The 15,044-nt window shown below is 58.6% G+C and carries 12 protein-coding genes; 8 read left to right on the top strand and 4 right to left on the bottom strand.

Annotation, left to right across the window (positions count from 1 at the left end; translation table 11 throughout):
- Positions 1-211: 211 nt before the first annotated feature.
- Both pdxT and pdxS read right to left on the bottom strand, forming a co-directional pair.
- The gene (gene pdxT, locus I4W07_RS08725) at positions 212-799 is read right to left on the bottom strand and encodes a pyridoxal 5'-phosphate synthase glutaminase subunit PdxT (RefSeq protein ID WP_195544259.1); all 588 of its coding nucleotides are present in this window, start codon (positions 797-799) and stop codon (positions 212-214) included.
- A 20-nt stretch (positions 800-819) separates the two neighbouring features.
- On the bottom strand, positions 820-1,710 hold the full coding sequence (pdxS, locus tag I4W07_RS08720) for a pyridoxal 5'-phosphate synthase lyase subunit PdxS (RefSeq protein ID WP_196026383.1): 891 nt from the start codon (positions 1,708-1,710) through the stop codon (positions 820-822).
- 145 nt (positions 1,711-1,855) lie between these two features.
- On the opposite strand from pdxS, the gene pdxR reads away from it, so the two are divergent.
- On the top strand, positions 1,856-3,295 hold the full coding sequence (gene pdxR / locus I4W07_RS08715; RefSeq protein ID WP_196026382.1) for a MocR-like pyridoxine biosynthesis transcription factor PdxR: 1,440 nt from the start codon (positions 1,856-1,858) through the stop codon (positions 3,293-3,295).
- Positions 3,296-3,857: 562 nt separating this feature from the next.
- Positions 3,858-4,715, top strand: coding sequence for a hypothetical protein (locus I4W07_RS08710; protein WP_196026381.1), 858 nt, complete (start codon positions 3,858-3,860; stop codon positions 4,713-4,715).
- Between the two features lie 242 nt (positions 4,716-4,957).
- On the opposite strand, the gene I4W07_RS08705 is transcribed toward I4W07_RS08710, so the two are convergent.
- The gene (locus I4W07_RS08705) at positions 4,958-5,518 is read right to left on the bottom strand and encodes a ferritin family protein (protein WP_022094328.1); all 561 of its coding nucleotides are present in this window, start codon (positions 5,516-5,518) and stop codon (positions 4,958-4,960) included.
- Between the two features lie 256 nt (positions 5,519-5,774).
- Between I4W07_RS08705 and I4W07_RS08700 the strand changes: the two genes are divergently transcribed.
- From I4W07_RS08700 to I4W07_RS08675, 6 genes are all read left to right on the top strand, one after another.
- Positions 5,775-6,995: an iron-containing alcohol dehydrogenase gene (locus I4W07_RS08700; RefSeq protein WP_196026380.1), complete on the top strand. Its 1,221-nt coding sequence runs from the start codon at positions 5,775-5,777 to the stop codon at positions 6,993-6,995.
- Between the two features lie 9 nt (positions 6,996-7,004).
- A complete protein-coding gene (locus I4W07_RS08695; protein WP_196026379.1) occupies positions 7,005-8,384 on the top strand; it encodes an aldehyde dehydrogenase in 1,380 nt (459 codons plus the stop codon).
- A 425-nt stretch (positions 8,385-8,809) separates the two neighbouring features.
- Positions 8,810-9,136: an HIRAN domain-containing protein gene (locus I4W07_RS08690; RefSeq protein WP_035137041.1), complete on the top strand. Its 327-nt coding sequence runs from the start codon at positions 8,810-8,812 to the stop codon at positions 9,134-9,136.
- A gap of 18 nt (positions 9,137-9,154) precedes the next feature.
- Positions 9,155-9,334, top strand: a complete 180-nt coding sequence (locus I4W07_RS08685; RefSeq protein ID WP_196026378.1) for a hypothetical protein — start codon at positions 9,155-9,157, stop codon at positions 9,332-9,334.
- 66 nt (positions 9,335-9,400) lie between these two features.
- Positions 9,401-9,946, top strand: a complete 546-nt coding sequence (locus I4W07_RS08680; RefSeq protein WP_230317579.1) for a metallophosphoesterase — start codon at positions 9,401-9,403, stop codon at positions 9,944-9,946.
- Between the two features lie 139 nt (positions 9,947-10,085).
- Complete coding sequence (locus I4W07_RS08675; RefSeq protein ID WP_196026376.1) at positions 10,086-11,843, top strand: DUF2130 domain-containing protein; 1,758 nt, start codon at positions 10,086-10,088, stop codon at positions 11,841-11,843.
- Positions 11,844-11,922: 79 nt separating this feature from the next.
- Here the strand turns inward: I4W07_RS08675 and I4W07_RS08670 are convergent, their stop codons facing one another.
- Positions 11,923-14,604 (bottom strand): DEAD/DEAH box helicase, encoded by a 2,682-nt coding sequence (locus tag I4W07_RS08670; RefSeq protein ID WP_196026375.1) that lies wholly within the window; start codon positions 14,602-14,604, stop codon positions 11,923-11,925.
- Positions 14,605-15,044: the final 440 nt, after the last annotated feature.

Here is a 15,044-nt window from a genome sequence, read left to right as displayed (position 1 = left end):
CGGCGGCCCGTTCTGGGCGCGCCTCAATCGTAGCCCGAGATGGTCCCAGGCTGACAATTTCGACTGTAATGGACGTTCTTGTTTGACTGGTCATTTAAGAACGTCCCCAACGACTACGTAGCATGAGAGTGGATAATCTCCCGGTATGAGCCCATATTCATGCTCAAGGTGGGAGATTATCCACTCTCGTTTCGTTTGTTGATTTCGATGCCTACATTTGTAGGAACAGTTCGTGGAGGCGGGTGTCTTCGTCGAGTTCGGGGTGGAAGGTTACGCCGAGCTGGTTGCCCTGGCGCGCGGCGACGATACGGCCGTCGACTTTCGCTAAGGCCTTTGCGTCGCCGTGGACCTCGACGATGCGGGGCGCGCGGATAAACGTCAGCGGCACTTCACCGTCGATGCCAGCTACCTGCCCCTTGGTTCGAAAACTGCCGAGCTGCCTGCCGTAGGCATTGCGCTCAACGAGCACATCCATGGTTGCCAGGCGCGGCGTGCCCTTATCGTCATGGGCGGCAAGGTCGTGAGCCAGCAGAATCAGGCCGGCGCAGGTGCCCAGGACGGGCATGCCTTCAACAATGCGGGTGCGAAGCTCCTCGAGCATGCCCAACTCATCAAGCAGCTTCCCTTGAACGGTAGACTCGCCGCCGGGAAGTACCAGACGGTCAAAGTCCTGCTTCAAATCAGCCGCCTGCCTCAGCTCAATACAGCGCGCGCCCAGCTCGGATAGTCTTGCCTCGTGCTCGGCAAATGCGCCTTGGACCGCCAGCACGGCGACCGTTTGGTCTGCATAATCGCTCATGTGCGATCCTTTCTGCCGGACTAGCGTCCGCGCTCCTCCATGATGATTTCGATCTCGTCGGCGTTGATGCCCACCATGGCCTCGCCCAGGTCCTCCGAAAGCTCGGCGATGAGCTTGGCATCGGTGAAGTTTGCCACGGCCTTGACGATGGCGGCGGCGCGCTTGGCGGGGTCGCCGCTCTTAAAGATGCCCGAGCCGACAAAGACGCCCTCGGCGCCCAGTTGCATCATCAGCGCGGCGTCGGCAGGGGTCGCTACGCCGCCGGCGGCAAAGTTCACAACGGGAAGCTTGCTCGTGGCATGGACCTCGCGGACCAGTTCGACCGGAACCTGCAGTTGCTTGGCTGCCTCAAAGAGCTCGTCGTTGCGCAGGGCAACAACGTCACGGATCTGCTTTTGGATCTTGCGCATGTGACGCACGGCCTGAACGACGTCGCCCGTACCCGGCTCACCCTTGGTGCGAATCATCGTGGCGCCTTCGGCAACACGGCGCAGCGCCTCGCCCAGATCACGGGCGCCGCAGACAAACGGCACGTCAAACTGGGTCTTGTCGATGTGATAGACGTCATCGGCGGGGGAGAGAACCTCGGACTCGTCGATGTAATCGATCTCGATGGCCTGCAGGACCTGCGCCTCGACAATGTGACCGATGCGGCACTTGGCCATGACGGGGATGGAGACGGCCTCTTGGATGCCCTTGATCATCTTGGGGTCGCTCATGCGCGAGACGCCGCCTGCGGCGCGGATGTCGGCCGGGATGCGCTCGAGTGCCATGACGGCGCAGGCGCCTGCCTCCTCGGCGATGCGTGCCTGCTCGGGCGTGGTGACGTCCATGATGACGCCGCCCTTGAGCATCTGCGCGAGTTCGCGATTGAGTTTGACGCGATCGGCCTTGCTGGTCTGTTCTGCCATGGTTGCTCCCTTGGTTGGCATGTGCATTGCTTGACGGAACATCCTATCGGGGAGCTGGGTATGGCAAAATACTCAGTTTTCGAGATAATAATAAGGTCAGCCTAATACCAGATTGAACAGCTCGATAAGGTCAGGTGGCAAACTCATGCTTGACTACAATTTGGAAAAACGCGGCGAAGCATCGCTTTATGAGTATGTTTACCAGCAAATTCGAGATGATATTGTTGCTGGACGTATTGCGGCGGGGGAGCATCTTCCGTCTAAGCGCGCCTTTGCCAGTCATCTGGGAATCAGTGTCATTACCATCGAGAATGCATATAGCCAGTTACTTGCCGAGGGCTATATTTGCTCAATGCCGCGTCGTGGCTACTACGCTTGCAAGCTTCCGGATGCACCGGTTTTGCCTTTGGCTTCGCAGGGCATCGACCGAGATACCGTCTCTGTGGGCCTCAGCGCGCATGATGTCAACGGACAGGTCGAGCTGTTCGATGCACTTTCTCCTTCCGCTTTGGAGGCGGCGCGGCTTTGGCAAAGCGCACTACGGGCGACGTTGGCATCCGAAGATGAGCGCGAAATCTTTTCGCCCGCACCGGCGCAGGGCACCGCTCGGCTGCGACGCGCAATTGCTCACCATCTGCGTGGGACAAGGGGCATGAATGTCGACCCCAACAACATTGTTATCGGTGCAGGCGCCCAGCTGCTCGATACCATGTTGGTTCAGTTGCTTGGAGCCGACAAGGTGTATGCCGTTGAGGACCCGGGCTATTTACGTCTGACGCGCATCTATCAGGCTATGGGCTGCAAAGTTCGACATATCCCGTTGGATGATGAGGGCGTGGACTTGAGCGCTCTGCAGAAAACCGGGACCGATGTACTTCATCTGATGCCGTCCCATCAGTATCCGACCGGCCTTGTGACGAGCATTGCGCGGCGCTATGCGCTTCTGAGCTGGGCCGCCGAGCGACCAGGTCGGTATCTCATCGAAGATGACTTTGATTGTGAGTTTCGCCTTGCCGGGAAGCCGATTCCCGCGCTCGCGTCGATCGATGCCGCCCAGTCGGTTATCTACACCAACACGTTTTCGAAGAGCCTTTCATCGGCGTTGCGTTTGGCGTACATGGTGTTGCCCGATGAGTTAATGGAGCGGTTTAGGCGCAACCTTGGTTTCTACGCCTCGTCGGTGAGCTCTGTTGATCAGGTCGCTTTGGCGCGTTTGCTGGAATCGGGTGATTACGAGCGACATGTGAACCGCGTGCGCGTTCGTGCTCGCGAGGCGCGTGATGGCCTGATGGCGCTTGTGCGGAAGGTATTTCCGGCAGGAGAGGTCTCGATCGAGCATGCAGACGCGGGCCTTTACTGTATCGTGGTTGCGGAGCGTGGAGCGGGCGGAAGCTCTTTTGTGCGGGCCCTCACGCGCTCGAGTATCCCTTTTGTCGATATCAGTGACTGTTATTGGTGTGCCGATGGCGCATCTGTCCCTGAAAACTCAAGTCAAATTCTTGTTCAGTATGACGATTTGAGTCCAAAAGCGCTAAATACCTTGGAATCGCAGCTAATGGGAGCACTCTGCAACCTAAGTGAGTAGGCTTTTGGAACTTTGGCGACCAGGCAGTTTTGTAACAAGCTATCTACCTGCGGTTTTGAAAAGCAGGATGACCGGGCTGCTCGGGATGTTCAAAAAAGTCTACTCACTTGTCGCGCAAAGCTTCTGCATGAGAAAAAAATGGGGTTTTCAACAGAACTTCGTCCAGCTCTCGGCAAGCTTTTGGCCAGTTGGGGAGGGCTGTTGAAAACTTGGCAGTCCGTTCGGCACCATTTTTGGCGCGTTCGCGCCAATGCGTGACTGACTGGGTTGAAATTCGTGTTTTCCTGTGCCTATGAAAGATCTACTTTGTGACATATCGGCTTTTAGGTACTGGCGTTTGCCCCCTCAGGTCCGCGCTCTGTGTCCGCCGCTTCCACGACCGGAAGAAGACCGGCAGCGATATGATCTCGCCCGCAACCCGACGGCTGCGGTCGCGCTCGGTTTTCCGTTGTATACATTGGTTCAGACGAGAAACAAACGGACTTGTCCTGCCAGCATTAGGCAGCGGCTGTTTCTTGGTGAGCTTCCCAGGGAATCCGTACTGGAAACGGAGCATGGGTTTTTGATTACGTCTCCTCTACTGACGGTATTCATCATGTCGCGGCATCTGACGGATCTTCAGCTTCTTTTGGTATTGGCGGAGATGTGTGGCTTGTTTGCGGTGTGTGCCCTGCCAGCGGCACTTGAGGCGGAGCTTTCGCGTGTAATTGATTCGGGCGCGATTTCGACAACGTTCGGTTGGGTGCGCTGCCCGTCCGAGGACGGCACCGCCTCAAATTTATGGCGTCGAGACGCTTTGGTTTTGGGCGGAGACCTTGACCGTTTTTGTTCAGATGTTTGCGGGATGCGTTACGGCAATAGATTTATGGCGGTATCGCAACTCGTTCCATTGGGTGCCGCGTCGCCTTTTGAGGTCGAGGCGTATTTGTTGCTTGGACTGCCGCGAGCCCTGGGAGGCGAAGGGTTTTGCGGCATAGAGCTCAATGTCGAAGTGACGTTAAGCACAAGTGCTCGAGCGATTGTGGGAAAGTCCCGTGTATATATCGACCTACTTCTTTCTTCGCCGGACGGTAGGCGACAGGTGGCCATTGAATGTCAGGGAAAGGCCTCGCACGGACGCGCGGGGGATGGCTTGCGTGACGCTGACCGCATGACGGCCCTTCAGGCCATGGGCTACGATGTGCTTCTCCTTACACACAGACAGATATCGGATGAGGATAGATTCCGCGCGATCGTTAAGGCCGTATGCAGGATGCTCGATGCTGAATATCGTGATAAAAGCTCGGATGAGCAAAGGGCTGAGGCATTACTCCGGTCTGAACTATTCATTGACTGGACAAAATTGGGAGTAATCGACGGAAAGATGCCCGTTAGACACAAAATGGCTCGATCGTGGACGGCTGCGAATCTAAGTGAGTAGACTTTTGGCACTTTGGCGACCAGGCCGTTTTGCAACAAGTCATTTACCTGCGGCTTTATAAAGCAATATGGGTGGTGTGCTCGGCAAGTTCCAAAAAGTCTACTCACTTAGTTTTTGACGAGAAGCCGATGCCGAAGGCGGTCCTATTTCAGGGCGTTAACAAGTTCGTGAGGCACGAAAAAGGCCCGAACCAATATGGTCCGGGCCTCATCAAGCTAGAGGTTATGTCTCAGGCGGTTGGCTTAGCCAAAGTAGCGCTTGAGCAGGCCGGCGAAAGCCTTGCCGTGGCGGGCCTCGTCGCGAGCCATCTCGTGCACGGTGTCGTGGATGGCATCGAGGCCAGCGGCCTTGGCGCGCTTAGCAAGATCGGTCTTGCCGGCGGTGGCACCGTTCTCGGCCTCAACGCGCATCTCGAGGTTCTTCTTGGTGGAGTCGGTCACGACCTCGCCCAGGAGCTCAGCGAACTTGGCGGCATGCTCGGCCTCCTCGTGGGCAGCCTTCTCCCAGTACAGGCCGATCTCGGGATAGCCCTCGCGATGAGCGACGCGAGCCATGGCCAGGTACATACCGACCTCGGAGCACTCGCCCTCAAAGTTGGCGCGCAGGTCGGCAACGATGTCCTCAGAGACACCCTCCATCTTGGCGACGCCCACGACGTGCTCGGCGGCCCACTCGAGCTGGCCCTCCTCCTGCTTCAGGAAACGAGAACCGGGAACGCCGCACTGGGGGCACTTAAAATCCTCGGGCAGCTGGTCGCCGTCGAACTCTTCCACATAACCGCAAACGGGGCAAACAAACTTCATGATTCGATCCTTTCGATCGATGGCGATTGCGCGCTCGTCCGGTCCCGTAAGGGCCCTCTCCGGACGTGCGTCTTGACGAGTTCTATTATCCATAAATGCAACCAAATGTGAAGCCTATTAGGAATGATTTTTAATAAAACAATTTTGAGATATGAAGATGTTGATTGATTAACGATTGGCAGGCCGTCTTTGACCGCCGCTGAGTACAATCGGGCGAGCAAATGTTGACCTATCAACAAATGAAGGAGTTTCCTTTATGCATCTAGCCCGTCGTGCCTGGTGCCGAACATATCAGACGGTTTTTCGCATTGCATTGCCGATCCTGCCCTATACCGAGCCGCGCATTTTAGAGCATGCCGAGGATGTGCCCGCGGTGCTTCAAAAGCGCTCGATCCAGAAGGTCCTTATCGTGACGGATCCCGGCATTGCCCGTCTGGGGCTCACGGCACCGCTCGAGACGGCGCTCGCATCCAGGGGGATTGGCGTTACGGTCTATGCCGAAACGCGTGCAAACCCCACGGTTTCAAACGTGGAAGAAGCGGCGTCCCTGTATCGAGAGAGCGCCTGCCAGGCCATTATCGGCTTTGGCGGTGGCTCGGCCATGGACTGTGCCAAGGGCGTGGGCGCACGCATTGCGCAGCCAAACAAGCCCATCAACAAGATGCGCGGCCTGCTGCGGATTCATCGTCGCCTGCCGCTGCTCATCGCCGTTCCCACTACCGCCGGTACGGGAAGCGAAGCCACGCTTGCGGCGGTAATTACCGATGACGGGACGCACTACAAATACCCCATTAACGACTTTGTGCTCATCCCGCGTTTTGCAGTCCACGACCCCGAGTTTACGTGCGGCTTGCCCGCTTCCATTACGGGGCAGACGGGCATGGACGCCCTGACGCATGCCGTTGAGGCCTTTATCGGGCGAAGCACCACGCCCTATACGCGCAAGATGGCGCGACAGGCGGTGCAGCTTATCCACGACAATTTGCTCGAGGCCTATGAGCATGGTGACGACATGTGCGCTCGTCGCAATATGCTTTTGGCGGCGTATAAGGCGGGCGTTGCGTTTACCCGCTCCTATGTCGGATATGTGCATGCCATCGCGCACAGTTTGGGCGGCCGATACGGAATTCCGCACGGTTTGGCCAACGCGATCATCCTGCCGCACATGCTTCGCGCTTATGGTGACGCCGCCGCCCCCAAGCTTGCCGATCTTGCTCACATGGCGGGCATTGCGCCGGCTACCGCGCAGGATAGTCTTGCGGCCGAGGCCTTTATCGATTGGGTCGACCGCATGAACGAGGCCCTGGGAATCCCCAAATATGTTTTGGGCATTCGCCGCTCTGACATTCCCGAGATGGCGGCGCATGCCGATGCCGAGGCCAATCCGCTGTACCCCGTTCCGCTTTTGATGGACCGCTTGGAGCTCGAGCGTATGTACGAGGTCGTCGCGGGTGGTATGTTTGAGGACGAGAACTAGGAGGGTGCCATGAACACCGAGGAAATTGCGCGCATCGTCGGCGATCAGCGCACTTACTTTAAAACGCACGCTACGTTTGATGTTGATGCCCGACGTCGCGCGCTCGTGAGTTTACGCGATACGGTACGGGCGCACGAGGCCGATATTGCCCATGCACTCAAGACCGATTTGGGAAAGTCGCATGACGAGGCATATATGTGCGAGATCGGCACGTCGCTTTCCGAGATTCGTCATCAGATTGCGCATGTGGCTCGATGGAGTCGTCCACGCCTGCGTCCGTGTGACCTTGCCAACGCCGTGAGCGTGTGCAAAACGCAAGCCGTGCCCTATGGCGTCACGCTCATTATGGCTCCGTGGAACTACCCGTTTTTGCTAACACTCGAGCCGCTCGCCGGGGCCCTTGCCGCGGGCAATACCGTGGTCATCAAGCCGAGCGCCTATGCTCCGGCATCGAGCGCGGTGCTCAAACAAATCTGTGAAGAGGCATTTGATCCGCGCCTGGTGACGGTTGTCGAGGGCGGTCGCGCCGAGAACGAAGCGCTGCTCGATGAGCACTGGGACAAGATCTTCTTTACCGGTAGCGTTTCGGTCGGCAAGCTCGTTATGGAGCGCGCGAGCAAAAACCTCACGCCCGTGACGCTTGAGCTGGGCGGCAAGAGCCCCTGCATCGTGGATGCGACGGCAAATTTGAAGGTCGCGGCACGGCGTATCGCCTTTGGCAAATGGCTCAACGTGGGGCAGACCTGCGTGGCGCCCGACTACCTGCTGGTCGATACGCGCGTGCACGACGAGCTGCTGGACCTTATCAAGGAGGAGGCCCGCCGTATGTTTGGCGAGCATCCGCTCGATAACGAGGACTACGGGCATATCGTCAACGCCAAGCATTTTGCGCGCGTGCGCGGGCTGATCGATCCCGATAAGGTTGTGCTTGGAGGTACCGCGCGCGAGACTTCGCTCAAGATCGAGCCGACGATTTTGGACGGCGTGACCCCCGATGACGCCGTGATGCAGGAGGAGATTTTCGGCCCCATCTTGCCGGTGCTGACGTTTGAGAGCCTAGACGAGGCCGAGACGTTTATTACGGATCGTCCGACGCCGCTGGCTCTATATATCTTTAGCCAGGATCGCGCAGTTCAGCAGCGCTTTGTGCGTTACGTGCCCTTTGGCGGCGGCTGCGTCAACGACACGATTATGCACTTGGCTACGAGCCATATGGGCTTTGGTGGCATGGGTGCGAGCGGTATGGGGCAGTACCATGGACGCGAGAGCTTCGATACGTTTAGCCACAAGAAGAGCATCGTGAACAAGGCAACCTGGTTGGACGTGCCGTTTCGGTATGCGCCCTACGCAAGCTGGAAGCACAAGTTCGTGCGCATGTTTGTGCATTAGAAAAGGGCGCAGGTAATACGAACAAATGTTCCTATTACCTGCATTTTGCGTTAGACTACTGTTATGGAGCACGGATGGGCCAACTCCCTTTAGAAGGGATTTGGCATGAACGTAAGCGATGTTATTTCGTTATTGGCGTTGTTGATTGCGGCTATCGAACTCGGTCTGTTTATCGGCCGAATGAAATAGCCGCCCCCGCGTAAGCGAAGACGGCCACTTCTCACGATGAAAACGTGTATCGGAGTTGGCAAGACCCGCGGCAACGGGTGCCATCCGTGTTCCTATCTTATCTGCAAGCGTTCTGTCGCGCAAGCGTTGAGGCAAACGATTGAAGGACGCAGACAGGATGTATTTGTGTCCGCACGGGCCCGTAAGCTTCTCAGTACGGTTAAGCGCCGATTTATCCGGCTGTTTGAGGAGCTGCTATGTACGAGCCTTCACGTGTTCTTCTGTCATTTCACATTGCAGGATTTCAGTATGCTGATGGCGCCTTGGTCCTGGGCGATCTTAAAGCGGGCGATAAACTGACACTGTGTGCCGAGCGCGATAATCCCCATGACCCCGAGGCAGTTGCGATCTACTATGGCAAGACCAAACTTGGCTACGTTCCGGGAAACGAGGTCGGCCCACTGTCCTTGATGATGTATTACGGCCATGAGGACGTATTTGAGGCCCGCGTGCAACAGGTTGCTCCCGAACGCAGCCCGTGGCATCAGGTGCGCGTTGGACTCTACGTGGTGGATGCTCGCTAATCGGTAAGGGAGGCGGCCATGTTTGATAACGATGATCTGTTCAATCTGACAGACGATCCGTTTGAGTGGGATCTGCTACTCGATGACGATGAGTTGGAGCAGGATCGTAAGAAGCGGCAGGGCAAGAACGCCCAGGGTGATGCGTTGAAAAAGAAAGACAAACGCCGCCGCGGACTGTTCGGCGGGCTCTTTGGATAACCGCCGCATCGCTGCGTCTGTATACTTAGCACGAGTTGAACGCGTTGCGAAATGAGGACACAGACGATGATGTGGTTTACCGCCGACCTGCACCTGGGCGACACGAATATCCTGCACGACATGGATCGACCGTTTGATTCGGTCGAGGAGATGAACCGCAAGGTCATCGATGCCGTGAATGAGTGCGTGGCGGCGGACGACCGTCTCTATATCTTGGGAGACTTTACCTATCGTTTGCCCCTGGCGGATGCTGTGCGCCTGCGCGAGCGCATCGAATGTCAGAACGTAACGCTCATCCGTGGCAACCATGACGGTGACTGGGAAGATCCAGCTGCGCCCCAAATCTGGGAAGACGTGCGTGATTACCTGGAGGTTGCTCCCGGCTATGCCAAGGGCCATCGTCTGGTTATGAGCCACTACCCCATGCTCAGCTGGAATGGCAAGGCGCGTGGCGCCATCATGCTGCACGGGCATATCCACAGCAGGGGGGACCGCACCAACGCGCGCAACCGCGATCGCGAGCGCCCCATTTACCGCTACGATGTCGGCCTCGACGCCAACGAGTACAAGCCCGTAAGCCGAGACCAGATCTTGAGCTTCTTTAGGCTGTAGCCCTCAAACCACCACAAGGGGGGGCAGGTGGCTTTGTGGTGGTTTTGGCGCCGTTGCCATTATGGCGGCGGCGCCTTTTTTGTCCGTGCGGCGCGGTAGAGTGTAGTCGGTTGAAATTTGCGTCCATCGAGGAGCTGCTATGAACGAGATTAAGTGCCCGCATTGCGGCGAAGTTTTTAAGGTCGATGCGTCCGGCTATGCGGATATCGTCAAACAAGTGCGCGATGCTGAGTTTTCGCGCGACCTGGATGAGCGTGTGAAGGCAGTCCAGCGCGAGGGCGAGCAGGCACTGGAGCTTGAGCGCTCGCGCTCGACGGCTGCTCTGCAGGAGGCGGAGTCTCAGCGCAACGCTCAGCTCGTTGAGCAGAAAAACGCCGCGGCTCAGGAACTGGCGCAGGAGGTTGCCAGGCGCGATGCCGAGCTTGCCGAGCTGCGCGCCAAGCTCGAGGGTGCTGCCGCGGAGCGTGAGAGCGCAAGCCAGCGAGCGGCGGTTGAGGCTCGCGCCGATGCTCAGAAGGAGAACGCCGAGCTCCAGCGTGAGATTGACAGCCTGCGTGCACAGCTTGGACGCAAGGACGACGAAGCAAAGCTTGCCGAGTCGGCGGCGCGCAACGCTGCTCAAAACGATTTAGCTGCACGCGACGCTCAGATTGCCGAGCTGCAGGCCAGGCTTGCCGCGGCGGACAAGGCCCAGGAGATGGCGCTTGCCGCTGCCGCGGCAGAGTCGCAGCGTGAGCTCGATGCCGCTCGCAGCGAGGCCGAGCGCGCGCTTGCTGACTATCGCGCGAAGGTGCAAGAGAAGTTTTCCGCCGCAAAGGCTCAGTCCGAGCAAGAGGCCGAGGGCCTGCGTGCCCAGCTGCGCGAGCAGGAACTGATGGCAAAAATGAACCTGTCAGAGGCGGTCGCCGCGGCGGAACGAGAGCGCGATGAGGCACGTGCCAAACTGACGAGCGAGCTGGCGGTGCGCGATTCTCGCGAGGAGCAAGCCAAGGCGGCGCACGAGCTCGAGCTTGCGCAAGCCAAGCGCGCGAGCGATGACCTGATTCGCTACAAGGATGAAGAGATTGAGCGCCTTAAGGACATGAAGGTCCGCCTGTCCACCAAGATGGTGGGCGAGTCGCTCGAGCAGCACTGCGAGACCGAGTTTAACCGTCTGCGCATGACGGCGTTTCCTAACGCGTACTTCGAGAAAGATAACGATGCGTCCGAGGGTACCAAGGGCGACTTTATCTTCCGCGAGTGCGACGCGAGCGGCAACGAGGTCATTTCGATTATGTTCGAGATGAAAAACGAGAACGACGAGACTGCGACCAAGCACAAAAACGAGGACTTCTTTAAGAAACTCGATCACGATCGTCGCCAGAAAGGCTGTGAGTACGCGGTGCTCTGCACCCTGCTGGAGCCCGAGAGCGAGCTCTATAACGCAGGGATAGTCGACGTGAGCTATCGCTACGAGAAGATGTACGTGATCCGTCCGCAGTTTTTCATTCCCATGATTACGCTGCTGCGCAACGCCGCCATGGGTTCGCTGCGCTATAAGCAGGAGCTAGCGGAGTACAAGCAGCAGAATATCGACGTCACGAACTTCGAAGCCAAGATGGAGAAGTTCAAGGACGGCTTCTCGCGCAACTACAACTTGGCGAGCAAGCAGTTCGAGTCGGCGATCAAGGAGATTGATGCTGCCATTAAGCAGCTCGAGAAGACCAAGGATGATCTGCGTCGCAGTACCGAGAATCTGCGTCTGGCCCACAACAAGGCCGATGAGCTTACCATTCGCAAGCTCACGTGGGGCAACAAGACCATGAAGGCGGCGTTTGACGAGGCACGTGGGACTGCGACAGAGACAAACGATGAGCCAGCCGAGGCAGATTCGTATGAGGTCGAGGATGCCGAGTAAGGCATAGCATATAGTGCAAAAGCGGGGCCGCTGGCGATGTTGCCAGCGGCCCCGCTTCGTTTCGTTCCATTGTGCCCGGCTAGTCCTCGAGCAGGTCCTCGATAAAGCCGACGCGGTAGTTTTTGAAGATGACCTCGCCGCCGTCTTGCGTGGCATCCAGGTCGACATCGCCCATGATGCCAAAGTCGTGGTCGCCATCCTCGTCGGCAAAAATCTGGTGCACGTGCCACACGTGCGCGGTCTCCTCGTCGGATTCGTCGATGGAAAACATCGCGGCGCTGCGGGCATCTCCGTCGGTGAGGATTTCCTCGTGCTGCTCGTGGTAAGCGTCGAGTGCTTTTTGCCAGCGGATATCGCTCATGCCCCAGTCGTCGTCGAGCTCGCCCAAGTCGCGAACGTGCTCGCGGGCGGCAAGGGTCACGCGGCGGAAGAGTGCGTTGCGCACCAACAGCGTGCAGCCGCGGCGGTCCGCCACGACCTCGTCGATGCCCTGCGGCGGCGCAGCATCGAGGGCTGCCGGGTTGCCGGCGTTTTCCCACTCGTCCACCAGGCTCGAGTCCACCGAGCGCACCACAAAGCCCAGCCACGAGATAATGTCGCGCAGGCGCTCGTCGCGCTTCTCGATGGGCACGGTACGGTCGAGTGAACGGTAGGCCTCTGCCAGGTAGCGCAGTAAAATGCCCTCGGAGCGGGCGATGCCGAGCTTTTGAATGTAACCCTTAAAATCGCTCGCGCTTTCCAGCATATCGCGCAGGACACTCTTGGGAGAGAGCTGGTAGTCGTTTGCCCAAGGCACTTCCTGGCAGTACTTGTCAAAGGCGGCATCGAGCAAATCCTCGAGCGGCTTTTCGTAGGTGACGTCCTGAATGCGCTCCAGACGCTCCTCATAGTCGACGCCGTCGGCCTTCATCTCGGCCATAGCACGATCACGTGCTGCGCGCTCCTGTGCGCGCAGCACCTGCTTGGGATCCTCGAGCGTAGCCTCGACCATCGAGATCAGATCCATGGTATAGGTCTCACTCTCGGGGTCGAGCAGCTCCAACGCGGCAAGCAAGAACGGTGAGAGCGGCTGATCGAGGGCAAAGTCCTCGGGCAGGTCGACCGTCAGCGCGTAGTCGATGTCCGGCGCGGCGTCAGCCGGAGCGTCGGGTGCGGGCGGCACCTCGGTGCGCACGACGATGCCGGAGTCGATGAGCGTTGCGAAGATCTCGTCGGCGCGAACCTCGAGCTTGGCCTTTTCCTCGGGGGCCTGCAAGCTCGTCTCGATGAGGTCGTGCACGCGGGCGCGAGCGTCGCCGCCCTGCTCGACCACGCTAATCACCATGGAGTGTGTGATGCGAAGGCGTGGCTTGAGCGTTTCGGGCTGCGTCTCGATCAGGCGCTCAAAGGTCTGCTTGTTCCAGGTGACAAAGCCCTCGGGGGCCTTCTTCTTTTTGATCTTGCGGAGCTTCTTGGGGTCATCGCCCGCCTTGGCCATGAGCTTGGCGTTCTCGATCTCGTGCTCCGGGGCCTCGGCGATGACCATGCCCTCGGTATCAAAGCCAGAGCGACCGGCGCGACCGGCGATCTGATGGAACTCGCGGGCGCGCAGGCGACGCATTTTGTAGCCGTCAAACTTGGTGAGCGCGGTGAGCACCACGGTATGGATGGGCACGTTGATGCCGACGCCGAGTGTGTCGGTGCCGCAAATGACGGGCAGTAGGCCCTGCTGCGCCAAGCGCTCGACCAGCAGACGATAGCGCGGCAACATGCCAGCATGGTGCACGCCGACGCCGCAGCCGAGCAAGCGCTTGAGGATCTTGCCAAAGGCCGTGGAGAAGCTCGTTCCCTTTGCCGCTTCCTTGATGGCCTCACGCTGCTCCTTGCTGGCGATGCCAAAATTGGCGAGCGACTGCGCCGTCGCAAGGGCGGCATCCTGGCTAAAGTGCACGATATAGAGCGGGGCCTCGCCGCGGCGCATGGCGAGCTCGACCGTGCCCTCGAGGGAGGTCGTCACATAGTCGTAGCTCAGCGGAACAGGACGCGGGGCGTCGACAACCAAGTCGCAAGCAGCGCCGGTGTGCTCCTCGAGTGAGGCGGCGATGGCAGTGACATCGCCGAGCGTGGCGCTCATGAGCATGAATTGCGTGTGGGGCAGGGTGAGCAGCGGCACCTGCCAGGCCCAACCGCGGCCGGGGTCGGCAAAGTAGTGGAACTCGTCCATGGCTACGCAGCCCACGTCGGCATCTTCGCCCTCGCGCAGTGCGTCGTTGGCAAGGATCTCTGCCGTGCAGCAGATGACGGGCGCCTTGGTGTTGATATGCGTGTCGCCGGTGATCATGCCCACGTTATCGCGGCCGAGCACCTGTACCAGGTCGAAAAACTTCTCGCTGACCAGAGCCTTGATAGGAGCCGTGTAATAACAGCGTTTGCCCTGCGCCATGCCCATAAAGAGCATGCCCAGCGCGACGAGCGACTTGCCCGATCCGGTCGGCGTGCCCAAAATGACGTGATCGCCGGCGGCCAGGTCCATGAGGGCCTCTTCTTGGTGATCCCACAGCTCAATGCCGCGGTCGCCCGTCCATTCAAAGAAGCGCTCGAAGGCCTGGTCGGGCGTAAGCCACGGTTCGGGCTCGCTGCCGTCCTCGGGCTCCCACCAGGTAGGGGAGAGCGCGCCGAGCGAGCCGAATTCGGCTTCGGTTCCCGTGCCGCCCGAGAACGAGCTGGCGGCGCCGGCGCCGGAGACGGTGCTGGCGGCGGTATCTGTCGTGGTCTGTGCCATGTGTTTGCTTTCTCTCGTGATTGTCCGCCAACTATTATGGCGTAGCGTCGGCGCGAGGTGCCAGCGCGCGAGAAAATGCAGGAAATGGGCGTTCCACCCAGCCGTTTAGTGTAGTCGTTAGCTAAGTGAGTAGACTTTTTGCAATATCGCGAGCACATGGCTTTTGCGCAAGGGCTCTACCTGCGGTTTAGTTTTCGTTATGCGGGCTGTGCTTGGCTATTGCAAAAAAGTCTACTCACTTAGGTTTTGAGGGTTGTTTGCTGACGCCTATTTGCGCTTGCTTGCTGACGCCGCGACCATCAGAAGCCCCTAGGACTCTTTGAACTGCCTCCCATTTCTTGGACATGAGAAATGGGAGGCTTTTGGAGTGGGAAGGATAAACTGGACTTTCTTTTAAGGATCCTCAAGCGTATTGCCGCTCGTATTCCACTGGAGACATG

It is taken from the genome of Collinsella aerofaciens (assembly GCF_015670745.1).
GTDB lineage: Bacteria > Actinomycetota > Coriobacteriia > Coriobacteriales > Coriobacteriaceae > Collinsella > Collinsella aerofaciens_T.
The sequence above is the reverse complement of the archived record's forward strand: the minus strand, read 5'-3'. Positions and strand labels throughout refer to the sequence as shown.

Bases quoted from the DNA above. Each gene is read 5' to 3' on its own strand.
- pdxT (WP_195544259.1), bottom strand. From the start codon at position 799: ATGAGCGATTATGCAGACCAAACGGTCGCCGTGCTGGCGGTCCAAGGC.
- pdxS (WP_196026383.1), bottom strand. From the start codon at position 1,710: ATGGCAGAACAGACCAGCAAGGCCGATCGCGTCAAACTCAATCGCGAA.
- pdxR (WP_196026382.1), top strand. From the start codon at position 1,856: ATGCTTGACTACAATTTGGAAAAACGCGGCGAAGCATCGCTTTATGAG.
- I4W07_RS08705 (WP_022094328.1), bottom strand. From the start codon at position 5,518: ATGAAGTTTGTTTGCCCCGTTTGCGGTTATGTGGAAGAGTTCGACGGC.
- I4W07_RS08700 (WP_196026380.1), top strand. From the start codon at position 5,775: ATGCATCTAGCCCGTCGTGCCTGGTGCCGAACATATCAGACGGTTTTT.
- I4W07_RS08695 (WP_196026379.1), top strand. From the start codon at position 7,005: ATGAACACCGAGGAAATTGCGCGCATCGTCGGCGATCAGCGCACTTAC.
- I4W07_RS08690 (WP_035137041.1), top strand. From the start codon at position 8,810: ATGTACGAGCCTTCACGTGTTCTTCTGTCATTTCACATTGCAGGATTT.
- I4W07_RS08685 (WP_196026378.1), top strand. From the start codon at position 9,155: ATGTTTGATAACGATGATCTGTTCAATCTGACAGACGATCCGTTTGAG.
- I4W07_RS08680 (WP_230317579.1), top strand. From the start codon at position 9,401: ATGATGTGGTTTACCGCCGACCTGCACCTGGGCGACACGAATATCCTG.
- I4W07_RS08675 (WP_196026376.1), top strand. From the start codon at position 10,086: ATGAACGAGATTAAGTGCCCGCATTGCGGCGAAGTTTTTAAGGTCGAT.
- I4W07_RS08670 (WP_196026375.1), bottom strand. From the start codon at position 14,604: ATGGCACAGACCACGACAGATACCGCCGCCAGCACCGTCTCCGGCGCC.